Source organism: Bacteroides sp. 41_26 (genome assembly GCF_949740115.1).
GTDB classification, from domain to species: Bacteria; Bacteroidota; Bacteroidia; order Bacteroidales; family Bacteroidaceae; genus Bacteroides; species Bacteroides nordii.
This window is the reverse complement of the sequence record NZ_CATJGZ010000059.1, coordinates 58,211-70,983: the sequence shown is the minus strand read 5'-3', so window position 1 is coordinate 70,983 and position 12,773 is coordinate 58,211. Positions and strand designations below refer to the sequence as shown.

Annotated in this window: 8 protein-coding genes; 7 read left to right on the top strand and 1 reads right to left on the bottom strand. The window is 38.7% G+C overall.

The genetic code is table 11. The features are described from left to right. Positions 1-195 precede the first annotated feature (195 nt). Positions 196-1,446 (bottom strand): phosphatase PAP2 family protein, encoded by a 1,251-nt coding sequence (locus QX565_RS06505; RefSeq protein ID WP_289291993.1) that lies wholly within the window; start codon positions 1,444-1,446, stop codon positions 196-198. Positions 1,447-1,916: 470 nt separating this feature from the next. Here QX565_RS06505 and QX565_RS06500 point away from each other — a divergent pair, with 470 nt between their 5' ends. The 7 genes from QX565_RS06500 to QX565_RS06470 all read left to right on the top strand — a co-directional run bounded on the left by QX565_RS06500 (position 1,917) and on the right by QX565_RS06470 (position 12,718). After that, a complete protein-coding gene (locus tag QX565_RS06500; RefSeq protein ID WP_289291992.1) occupies positions 1,917-2,516 on the top strand; it encodes an RNA polymerase sigma-70 factor in 600 nt (199 codons plus the stop codon). 123 nt (positions 2,517-2,639) lie between these two features. Next, on the top strand, positions 2,640-3,731 hold the full coding sequence (locus tag QX565_RS06495; protein ID WP_221649927.1) for a FecR family protein: 1,092 nt from the start codon (positions 2,640-2,642) through the stop codon (positions 3,729-3,731). Positions 3,732-3,846: 115 nt separating this feature from the next. After that, complete coding sequence (locus QX565_RS06490; protein ID WP_289291991.1) at positions 3,847-7,458, top strand: SusC/RagA family TonB-linked outer membrane protein; 3,612 nt, start codon at positions 3,847-3,849, stop codon at positions 7,456-7,458. 18 nt (positions 7,459-7,476) lie between these two features. After that, positions 7,477-8,967, top strand: coding sequence for a RagB/SusD family nutrient uptake outer membrane protein (locus tag QX565_RS06485; protein WP_195348793.1), 1,491 nt, complete (start codon positions 7,477-7,479; stop codon positions 8,965-8,967). 12 nt (positions 8,968-8,979) lie between these two features. Continuing rightward, complete coding sequence (locus tag QX565_RS06480) at positions 8,980-9,837, top strand: zinc-binding metallopeptidase (protein WP_195348792.1); 858 nt, start codon at positions 8,980-8,982, stop codon at positions 9,835-9,837. Positions 9,838-9,842: 5 nt separating this feature from the next. Further along, a complete protein-coding gene (locus QX565_RS06475) occupies positions 9,843-11,111 on the top strand; it encodes a DUF4302 domain-containing protein (protein WP_289291987.1) in 1,269 nt (422 codons plus the stop codon). A 29-nt stretch (positions 11,112-11,140) separates the two neighbouring features. Beyond that, positions 11,141-12,718 (top strand): FISUMP domain-containing protein, encoded by a 1,578-nt coding sequence (locus QX565_RS06470; RefSeq protein WP_289291985.1) that lies wholly within the window; start codon positions 11,141-11,143, stop codon positions 12,716-12,718. Positions 12,719-12,773: the final 55 nt, after the last annotated feature.

Here is a 12,773-nt window from a genome sequence, read left to right as displayed (position 1 = left end):
AGTAGTCTTTATCTGATGAAACGCGGATTAACACAGATGAACACAGATTAAAAGACTGTAGTTCTTTATCATATATTTGTTTCCCTTTGTGAAAATTTGCGTTCATCTGCGTTTTAATAAAGATTTAAACTCTGTGTTACTCTGTGGTGAGTTCATTTCTGATCAGTTTAATAGTAAATATCATTGTGTCTTTCTTCAAAAAATCACAGATACAGCACTGCCTAATGTCATAATCTGTGTACATGTCTTATCAGACTTCACAGGAGTAGGTAGCAGATTATAATCCAGAAAGAATCTTACTCCCAGATTTTGTTTTGCCAGGAAAGTAAACGAAACACCTGTCCCCATACTGAATCCACCTCTGCTACCTATCACTGCTACAGGCAAGTTACAGGATGAATAGTAACTATAGCCTGCCAGAACCTTGCTTCCTACCAGTAGGCGTGGTGTGATGGGATATGAGAAATAGATTCCTACATGCCCAGCTAAAAGATCGGTTGACTCTTCCAGTGCCTCATTATTGAATATCACTGCCATGTTGATTGCCGAGAAGCGCCCACCTAATCCTATATATGGGTTGAGAAACCAGGCTCCTTCCAGTCCGGCAGTACTACCGGATGAAAAGTGGAATCGGTCTTTATCGGATAGAGTGTAAGTACCTGGGGCAACATTGAGTCCCAGATAAATGCCAAAGAAAGAAGGATTAATTTTCCATTCAAAATCACTCGAAGTAGAAAAGTTATGGATACCTTTATCTTTGAATATAAGATCAGCCAGAAAATACCCAAGTTCTGTTGATAAAATGCCAAACCCGGCTCCTGCCAATACGTCACTCAACCAATGCTTGTTATTTGCCATACGGGTAAGTCCCGTTGCTGTAGCCACTGAGTAGGCGCCGATACTATACCATGGACTACGTTCTCCATACTCCTTATGCATCATAGTAGCCGTCATAAAGGCCGTGGCTGTGTGTCCGGAGGGAAAAGAATGATTGTTGGAATTGTCGGGACGTGTTACTCTGGTCTGTGTCTTTAATCCGTTAACTATTGAAGTCATTATAATGGCAGAAAAAGCATCGGATACAAGCATGCGTCCCCACGAACTACGTCCTTTTACACCGCCAATCTTCATACTTAACATTGTTACAGCGGGGAGGTATTGAAGATAATCGTCATAATGTTGTTTGAAAGAGGGCAGACGGCTGTTACGTAATCCACGAAAATGATCGTCTTCACTTTTCACAATAAGACCGCCTATTACAAGTGGTACACCTACATAAGTCATTTGGTAGACTCGTGAATTGGCTATTTTATGCATTGTATACTGGAAGCGGTTTGCCGGTACTGATGGAGTGAGTGATGGCAATGAATCAGTCAGATTTGGCTCATTTGCAGAGTGTAAGAACGGACAGATATAGCATAGCAATAATATAAGAATAAGCTTCATAATCTAGTAGTAGTTTTAATCGCTACAAAGATATAAGGCAATTCTGTAAGAAAACTGAATTTATACAGAAATAAATTCAATTTATCGTTTACTATGATAGTATACTAATCTGTGTTGTATTATTGTTTTTTCTTTTATCAGTTTTAAGTTGTTGTATTACAGTAAACTTTATAAGTATATAAACTGGTGTGTATATAAATAAAATGCTGGTATATGTGATGATTCGGTATATGTTTTGTTATGGACTATTACACATATTACTGTATAAAGAAGGTTTGATAAACTAAGAATCATAAAGTACTGCATTGTTTTATTTTTTTTCTGATTATTTAGGTGGGTTTCTCTCACTTTGTAGATAAAATTAGGCGATTTGTTTCTTTATTTTGTTTTTTATCTGTGTTTTCTTACATATTAAATTAAATTTCGTATAACTTTGTGGCACAAGATAAAATTGCAAGGTAAACAATTAAATGAATCCTTATCATATAGAAACCGAATTACTTATTCAATTAAGGAATGGAGAACACAATGCTTTTCGCCGTTTGTTCGATCTCTATTATGCATTGATGTGCGCTATAGCCTATGAATATATAGAGGATGAATATATATGCCAGGGTATAACCGAAGATGTATTGCTATCGGTATGGGAAAAACGGAAGCAACTTGACATTAATATTTCGTTGAAAGGGTATTTAATCCGTTCGGTGCGTAACAGGAGTATTGATTATTTGCGTAGTAATGTGCAGGAAACCAAGGTTGTGCGCATGAGTACTATTGATGAATATGAAACTTGTTTTATTGCTGACGAAGAGTTGTTTGATAAAATAGCTTTATTGGAGCTGGAGGATAAAATAGAAGAGATAGTGTCAACATTGCCAATTGAATGCCGGACTGTATTCCAAATGAGCCGGTTTGAAGGGCTTTCTAATCAGGAAATAGCAGAACGTCTGAATATCTCTATCAATACAGTTAAATATCATATTAAAAAGGCCCTATCCGTACTAAAAGAAGGGCTTGGTGACTATCTTTTTGCTATAGTTGTTGCATTTGTCTTTTTGTTTAGACACTAATATCTGAAAATACAGCTCTTTGTGTGATTAAATTCTCCATAATTGTTTTTTCTTGAAATTTTTTTTAGAATTTCACTACCCCTACATCTTAAAAATCTCGTCTCCCTATTAAAAGGACTTAATATGGGTGAAAATAATAATATAATTGAAGAACTTATTGATAAGCAACTTTCAGGGCTTCTGTCTTCTGAAGAGTATACTTATTTGCGGCAATGGTATAATGCCAGTCCGGAAAATAAGAAACAGTATGAGGAGTATTGTATCTTAAAAAAATATCTGCATGTTCTGAATAGCAAAAAGCGTTTTAGACCTTCGGTTGAATCTGCCTATAAGCGCTTTGTGGTCAGAATAGGAACTGTAAGCAGGAAGCATCGTACACTCTCTCTGTATAGAACTTTGCGTTATGCGGCTATTTTATTACTTGTTTTTGGTTTGGGAGGTACTACCTTTTATTTCATTCAAAGTCACTATATTCAGACTCGGCTAACACAAACGATAGAAATTCCGTTTGGTTCTAAATCAAAAATTGTTTTGCCGGACGGTACAACCGTCTGGTTAAACTCAGGGAGTATTCTTTCGTATGAAAATAATTTTGGAAAAAATAACCGTGACGTAAAGTTAAGCGGCGAAGGTTACTTTGAAGTAACTAAGAACCGGAATTTGCCATTCAAAGTTTTTTCGGGTAAGGTACAGGTAGAAGTATTGGGTACCAAATTCAATTTTAAGTCTTATTCGGATGATGAAAGTGCTAAAGTGACTCTTGTTGAGGGAAGCCTGAATGTAGGAATTGAGGATAAGAAACAAGAAGTTCATCTGGTTCCTAATCAGCAGGCTATTTTTGATAAGGCAAAAAAGGATATGAAGGTGAAAAATGTGAAGGCCGATCTGTATGCCATGTGGACTTTACCTAAAGAAGAGCCTATTGATAAGAAACAAATAAACGTAGATAAGGTCCTGACAAAAACAGAAAATCCGAATATAACTCTACGGAATACTTTATTTTTTGATGAGGAATCTCTTATTCAGATTGTCCGTGATCTGGAAAGGGTTTTTAATGTACAGATTGAAATAAAAGATGAAAAGTTGAAGTATGAAAAATTCTATGGAGATTTTAGAAATGAAGAAACTTTGTATGATATTTTGAAAATGATGGCAGAAAGTAACAATTTACACTATGTTGTCGATAATAATAAAATAGTAATATCAAGAAAATAGGAGGGAATCTATGAGGAATAAGATATAAAAACAAAGAGTCGGGTTCTGTTGGCGCACTCCCGACTCCGGTCTCAGCATATAAAAACATATTGTTTAATATATAAAGATGTTACAAATGTATGAAAATAAGTTGAATAGCATCCTGAAAATTAGTACTATTTTAATAGTTTTATTATGTAGTAAGAATTTATTGGCTCAGGATGTTACATTATCTCTGAATCTTAAAAATGTTACAGTCAAAGAAGCACTGGAGCAGTTGAAAAATGATACAAAATTTTCATTGTGGTTCAATGTCAATGATGTAGAATTATCTAAAATTGTCACTGTACAGTTAGAGAATAAAAGCATTGAAGATGCTTTGAAGATTATTTTGGACGGTCAGAATCTGAATTTTGAAGTTAAAAATAAGCGTATACAGATTTTTAAGCATAAAACAAATGCAGAAAAGCCGAAACAGAAAGTCAAAAATATAACCGGGCAGGTTACCGATGAGAGCGGAGAGGTATTGCCAGGCGTGACAATACAGATAGAAGGAAGTACCTCTACGGGTACAATTACAGATTTTGATGGGAAATTCCAATTAGATGTTCCTGATAATGCCAGAAGGTTTATTGTTTCATACGTCGGAATGAAAACTCAGGAACTCAATATAGCTCCCGGTTTTACTAAAATAGTATTACTTTCGGATTCTCAGGAATTGGATGAAGTTGTTGTTACCGGATACCAGAAGATAGACCGCAGATTGTTTACTGGAGCTGCCGATCGTATTTCGGGTGATAAGGCAAAGGTTGACGGAGTAACCGACATTAGTAAAATGCTACAGGGGAAAACGGCAGGAGTGCAGGTACAGTCTGTATCCGGTACATTTGGTGCCGCTCCGAAGATACGCGTTCGTGGTGCATCTTCCATATATGGTAACCAAAGCCCTTTATGGGTAGTTGACGGGGTAGTCCTCGAAGATATGGTGGAAGTATCTCCGGATGATTTGTCTTCCGGAAATGCAGCTACTCTTATCAGTTCAGCTGTTGCCGGATTGAATGCTGACGATATTGAGAGTTTTCAAATATTGAAAGATGCTTCGGCTACTGCACTTTATGGAGCGCGTGCAATGAACGGAGTAATTGTTGTGACGACAAAGAGGGGTAAGAAAGGCACTGCATCCATTAGTTATACAGGAGAGTTTACCATGCGTACCCGTCCTTCGTACTCGCAATATAATATTATGAACTCAAAAGATCAGATGTCTGTCTATCTGGATATGGAGCAGAAAGGTTGGCTGGATCATGCTACAATTTCACGGGCTGAGAATGGAGGGGTATTTTTTCAGATGTATGATCTTATTAACCAGTTTGACAAGACTAACGGACAGTTCGGGTTGATGAATACACCTCAATCCCGTTCGCGTTTTTTGCAGTCAGCAGAGATGCGTAATACAGATTGGTTTAGTATTTTGTTTAAACCAACTCTTCAAAGTAATCATTCACTAAGTATTTCATCAGGAAATGAACGTTCCCGTTTCTATACTTCTCTTAGTTTTTATAATGATCCGGGTTGGACAGATGCAGATAAGGTAAACCGCTATACTGCCAACATGAATGCTTCATTTGATTTGAATAAATACCTGACTTTCGGAGTAAATACCAGCGGATCAATTCGTAACCAGAGGGTTCCGGGAACCATGGATCGTGACATGGATGCCGTGAATGGAGAATATACACGTGATTTTGATATCAATCCTTTCAGTTATGCATTGAATACGAGTAGGACAATGTCAGATCGTACAGTTAATGGGGATCCTGAGTATTACCGGATGAACTATGCTCCTTTTAGTATTCTGAATGAAATGAATTCCAACTTCATTGATATGGATATGATGGACCTGAAGTTGCAAATGGAATTGAATTATAAGCCTTTCAAGAGTTTGGAGCTGAATGCTTTGGGCGCAATAAGGTATGTTAAGTCTACACAGGAACATAAAATATACGGTAATTCTAATATGGCAATGGCCTATCGTGCAGCAGATGATGCTACCATTCGTGATAAAAATAAGTTCCTTTATAAAGACCCGGATAACCCGGATGCATTGCCTGAAGTGGTAATGCCCGAAGGCGGTTTTTATAATACGACTAATAATACGATGCTAAGTTACTACTTCCGGGCAACGGCCAATTATAATAAAATGTTGTTTGGGAAGCACCCTTTTAATTTGATGGTTGGTCAGGAAGTAAAGTCTGCCGACCGTAAAAACGGTTTTAATAATGGTTACGGATATCAATGGGATAAGGGGGGTGTTCCTTCTGTTGACTATCGCATCTTGCAGCAGATATTGGTAGGAGGTTTTGATTATTATGGAATGGAAGAAAATTATGATCGTTTTGTTGCCTTCTTTGGAACTGCCAGTTTTTCGTATAATGGGAAATATACTTTGAACTTAACCGGACGTTATGACGGTTCGAATCGTTTGGGACGTGCGCGTGATTCCCGTTGGTTGCCTACCTGGAATGTCAGTGGTTCATGGAATGCTTTGGAAGAAAGTTTCATGAAAACCCAGACTCTTTTTTCTGCATTGACATTGAGAGCTACTTATGGATTGACAGCCAGTATGGGACCAGCCAGCAATGCTTTGGCTATTTTCAGAAATCAGGTTACTTTTCGCGATACGCAAGGAAACAGAGAGAATCAGGTTTTAATAAGCTCATTGCAGAATTCGGAACTTACCTGGGAGAAACAATACGAAACGAATGTAGGTATTGATATGGGATTCCTGCGTAACCGGATAAGTTTGAGCGCAGACGTTTATTTCCGCAACGGATTCGACCTGATTGGTTATATGCGTACATCCGGAATCGGGGGAGAAGCGATGAAAGCTGCGAACTATGCAGATATGAAATCCCGTGGTGTAGAATTTACATTAAATACAAAGAACATCGTTACGAAGAATTTCAACTGGACTTCTAATCTGACTTTCTCATTCAACCATAATGAGATTACGAATCTAAAATCAATGCCCAGAGTCATCGACCTGGTGAAAGAAGAAGGAGGCCCTTTGCAAGGTTATCCTGTGAGAGGACTGTTTTCGTATCAGTTCAAAGGATTGGATAGCAACGGATTTCCCACCTTTATCAATGAAGACGGAGAATTGACTTCTACTGATATTAATTTTCAGGAAAATAATAATATCGGCCATCTGAAGTATGAAGGTTCTATTGATCCGAAAGTAACCGGTGGATTTGACAACGGTTTTACGTACAAAAACTGGAAGATGAACGTGTATTTCACTTATCAGTTTGGTAATGTGATTCGTCTGTATCCGGAGTTCTCTGCTGTATATTCGGATATGAGTGCTATGCCGAAAGAGATGAAAAACAGATGGATGCAGGCAGGAAATGAGAAGTATACCGACGTACCGGGTATTCCTTCGAAAAGGCAAGTGTCTAATATAGAGAATCTCAATGTGGCTTATAATGCTTATAACTACTCGGATGCGCGGGTTGCCAATGGTTCTTTTATTCGTTTGAAAGAAATTTCTCTTTCTTATGATTTCAAAGGAAACTGGATGAAGGTGGTCGGGATGAATAATTTGCAGTTACGTTGCGTTGCTTCTAACTTATGGCTGATTTATTCCGATAAAAAGTTGAACGGACAGGACCCTGAATTTTTCCGTTCGGGTGGTGTAGCAATGCCTACTCCGAGACAATTTACCTTGTCTGTGCGAACAAGTTTCTAACCATGATAAAATCAAGATATGAAAGTACGATATTATATATTTATCTCAGCTGCGGTTCTTTTGTCCGGATGCAATGATTTCCTGGATAAAGTGCCTGATAATAGAACAGAACTGGATAATGCCAAAACTATATCCGAGCTATTGGTTTCGGCATATCCAAACAGAGCTTATGTTGAATTCTGCGAGGCTATGAGTGACAATGCCGAAGATAAAGGAGTAGCCATTCAATCAGACAGGGCTGTTGAAGAGTCTTTTAAGTGGAAAGATGTTTCGTATACCTTACAGGATTCTCCTACAGGTTATTGGAGTTCATGTTATGAAGCTATTGCTGCTGCCAATCATGCTTTGGAAGCTTTGGATAAGCTGGGTGGGATGGATACGCAGGCCCAGCGTGGTGAAGCTTTGGTAGCAAGGGCCTATTGCCATTTTATGTTGGTGAATATTTTTTCTCAACATTATGATCCGGCAACAGCCGATAAAGATTTAGGCGTTCCATACGTTACTGAACCCGAGACTGTTGTGTTGAAGGATTACAAGAGGGAGAGTGTAGCAAAAGTGTACGAATTGATAGAGCAGGATTTGAAAGAAGGTCTTTCTCTTATTCAGGATCACACTTATACCGTTCCTAAATATCACTTTACGAAGGCTGCCGCACATGCTTTTGCCAGTCGATTCTATCTGTATAAAGGTGATTGGGACAAGGTTATCGAACATGCTAATGCCGTTTTTGGTACAGGAGATGTTGCTTCTCAGTTGCGTGACTGGATCACTCATGGACAACTGTCTACTTCTGTTCGTGAGAAAGAATATACATCTGCCGAGCAGCCCTCTATTTTATTGTTGGCTTCATCTTTGACAAAGATTGCCCGTTACCAGGAGTTCTATCGATATGGTTTTAACAGTTCTTTGGAGTCGAAGCTATTTCGTAGTGCCAAGGTAAATGCGATAGGTTTGCCCTGGGCGTATGTACTTGAGAAGTGGCAGGCAGATAAAGGTGATCCGATTACCATGCTCAAATGGAAGGAGTATTTCCAACAGATAGGCATCAATGCAACGACTGGTTATTTGTATGCCATGATTCCCATTCTTACTAAAGATGAGGTGCTGCTTAACCGTATAGAGGCTTATGCCATGAAGAAAAGGTATACGGAAGCTTTGGCAGACATCAATGCTTTTTATAGCAAACGGACTTTGTCTTATGATGTTTCTAAAAACGTAAAAGCCGAAGATATAACAAAGTTCTATGCGGATTATGCTCCATTGAATCCTTTCTATGAGATGGATACGGAGCAGGCAGCATTTGTGCAATGTGCTGTAGAACTTCGCCGGGTGGAGTTTGTGATGGAAGGCATGCGGTGGTTTGATGTGAAGCGGTTTGGCATAGAAATCGTTCATTATCCATATGGCATGCCCAGTCAAAAGGATGTGTTGGTCAAACGCGATCTTCGTAGAGCCGTTCAGGTACCGAGTGATGCTATTGCCTATGGTTTAACACCTAATCCCAGATAAATACGTATGATTATGAAAAGAGTATTGTTACTATTGGTTTGTGCATTGAGTATGGGACTATTTCACTCATGCTCAGAAGATTTGGGAGAATCAGGTATTGAAATTCCTGAATTCAATCTCAAAGATTTGAGTCCTACGGATTTGTATATCTATAAAAATTATACGAAACCCTATAATGTCGAAGTGATTTATCGCTGGAAAGATAGTGAGACGGATGTTGCCAAGAATCTGGTTCCGCCGGAGGAAGAGAAGGTAGAACCTTTCCTTGAAATTTTAAAAACTGTTTGGGTTGATCCTTATGTGGAAGAGGCAGGCAGCAATTTTCTTAAAGGTTTGATACCGAAACAAATATTATTGATAGGAAGTGCAAGTTATAATCCCGACGAAACGGTAACACAAGGTACTGCAGAGGGAGGACGTAAAATGGTATTGTACGAAATAAACAGTTTTAGTCCGCAGAATGTCACGAAGTTGAAGAGGTTTATTCATGTGATGCACCATGAATTTGCCCATATAATGCATCAGCAAGTAGCTTATAGCCGGGATTATCGTACTATAACGACCGGATATTCTTCCAGTTGGTATCTGCGTTCCAATGAATATGCTCAGGAAAGAGGATTTATAACAAATTATGCCATGTCTGCACCCGATGAAGACTTTGTGGAAATGATAGCTACTATGCTGACAAATAATAAAAGAGACTGGGATATAATGATCAATACGATCAAAAGTGAAGATGCCCGTTCTGCTTTACGCAAAAAAGAAGCAATTGTGGTGGGGTATCTAAAGGATGTATGGGACATTGATTTGTATCATTTTCAGGCGAAAATGGATGAAGTAATAAAGAATGTGGTATTAGGAGACTATTAGGAATTATGAGAAAATTGACTAAATATCTGAATAGAGGAATATGGATGCTATCTTTCATGGCTCTATTCTTCACTTCATGCAAAAATGAGGTGGATGATGTGTTTGCACAATCGGCAAGTGAAAGAATGAAGACTTTCTTAAAGCAATGCGATGATATACTGCAAACAGCTCCTAATGGCTGGCGACTGGATTACCAACCGGCTAATGCTGTTTCTTACGTTAGCTTCATCATGAAGTTTACGGGTAAAGACAGGGTTTATATGTGGTCCAACTATGAAGATGAATCTACTACCACCTATAATCTCAATTCGGGTGAAGGACCGATGCTGTCATTTGATACATACTCAGTGATCCATACTTATGCCGATCCTTCTACTACTCCTTTGGGTGAGGGGTATAAAGGTGACTTTGAGTTTATTATTATGGAATTGACTCAGGACTCTCTGGTTTGCAAAGGACGTAAAAATCAGGACCGGGTGGTATTTAAGAAAGTAGGTGTGGGAGAACAACATAAGATTCGCCTTATCCGTGAAATGGATATTGCCTCGATCTCCAATAATTCGTTTTTTCATTGTCTGAAGTCTCCTACGGCAGCTACGGCAGATGTGGCGCTATCAGATGATAAGAAAGAACTGGTATTTAAGGAAATGCAGGGAGAAACGGTAAAGACATCATCTGCTGCTTTTACCTTTACAGATACAGGATTTGATTTAACTGCTCCGGTGACGGTCAATAGTAAGAGTATTCAGCATTTTGTATGGAACAATGCCAAGGCCAGGTTTGTAGCCGAGAATACAGATACATTGATGACATCCAAAACTCCATTAATTGTATATCCTACTTTACAACAGGCTGCCGGAAACACTTACAGGCTGATCGGAGGAAGTTATGATGTTCAGGGTTGGGTTGAATTATACAAATATAAATATCCGAACTATGCCGGTGCCCAGCTGACTATGGATGTAGACGGTAAAACCGGTTTCTCCGTATTGCTTAGCATTGATGGTAAAGATGCACCTCAAACTGTATTGGCCAAAGAGATAAAAAAGCAGAGAGATGACATTGCTGTCTTTGTGAGGTATGGGAAAGATGAACCGGAAGGGTGGATTGGAGATGAGGTAATCAATATCTACGATAATATCATTGGCATTCAGATGTACTCTTACTTTTTTGATTCAACCGGGCACTCTGTGGTATTGAAGGACAATAAACTCTATCTGGTAAACACAAAGAAGAACTGGGTTTGGATGGAGTTTGAGAAAGTGAACAAATAAATTACAGATATAAACTAAATGAGAATTTTATGAAAAAGGAATTTAAATGGGTAGGCGTAATGCTGTTGCTGCTTGTCTCATTCGTTAGTTGTTCGAAGGAAGACGAACCTTCACTGTCTGTTTCGAAAGAAACAGTGAACTTTACAGCTTCGGCTGATGAAGAAATAATAACTGTAAGTACTAATCAGGCTACCTGGAAAGCTGTACGTCCCGAAAAAGACGATTGGTGTAGTTTAAGGTTTGAAGGTGCTTTACTGATTATTGAGGTGGACGATAATTTGAAAGTGCAGTCACGTACAACAACGGTTACCGTATATGCAGGTAATATCACAAAAAGTATTGCGGTGGAGCAAGCAGCTGCCAATGAAGTATTATCATTTGTGCCGGATAAAGTGGAACTGGATGCCAGTGGAGAAACTGTGAATGTAACCATAACGACGAATACAGATTCATGGACTTACAATGTTGATAAAACGTGGTGTAATGTATCTCGCAATGGAGATGTATTATCCGTTTCGGCAGATGAATATACGGATGGTGAACCAAGATCTGCTGTTATTACTGTTAAAGCCGGTTCTTTGAGCAAGGACATCACTGTAACCCAGAGCAATACGGGTATGGCATATGCTATTGATGTACCTGCTGATTTTTCGGCTAGCTATGTACAGAAAATAATGTATGGTGATGTACAGATTGCTGAGGTATGTAAAGAGTTTATTAAAACAAGTACTGTTTCCGAACAGATGGTTGTAATATATCCGGTTGTTTCCGGAAAGGCTGACTTGACTAAAGGGCTTGCTGTGAAAGACGGTGGTAATGTAGTGTGGGATATTGCTAAAAACAGTTGTACTTATACAGCCGGAACAGCTGGAAGTCCTTTACAAAAAGTATATCTTGAAAAAGATAAGCTGGTAGCGACTTCTGCTTCTAAACTACAGAGAAACACGAGTGCTAAGGCAGATATATTGGTTGATTTAGACTATAACAAATACCGTGTTGTTAAAATTGGTACTCAATATTGGATTGCAGATAATTTTAAATGCGAAAGATATAGCAATGGATCTCCTATTAATAAAATAACCAGTGGCGCGGATTGGAAGAATGATACGGAGGGGGCTTTCTGTTATGTAAACAATGATCCGACGAATTACAAAGAGGTATTTGGAGCTTTGTATAATTGGAATGCAGTTGTAAACAGTAATAAACTTGCTCCGGAAGGATGGGATATACCTACTCAGCAGGATTTCTTATCTCTGAAAACTTATATTGTTCCGGGTGCCGATCCTACTAAAGCCATCAAATGTACTGCTTATTTAAAAGCAACCGATGGGTATTGGCAATCTTCTACAAGTGTTACACCCAATAATCTGACCGGCTTTTCTATGCAACCGGCAGGATGGAGAACGTTGGATACTTCAGACTTTACCTATTCATTTGACAGATTTGGCTATGAAGCCTACTTCTGGAGTACTACTGAATATTCGGGAGAAGATCCGTTTAGTAGAAATAGCGTCTATGTAATGAGAGCAGCTTATAATACGGATAATAGTACCCAAGGACCTTTGGGTAAAGTGTTCGGCATGTCTGTTCGTTGCATTAAGAGGTAAATATGCAGGGGCTCCCTTCACATTGTATGAAGGGAGCATATTAATAACTAAACTA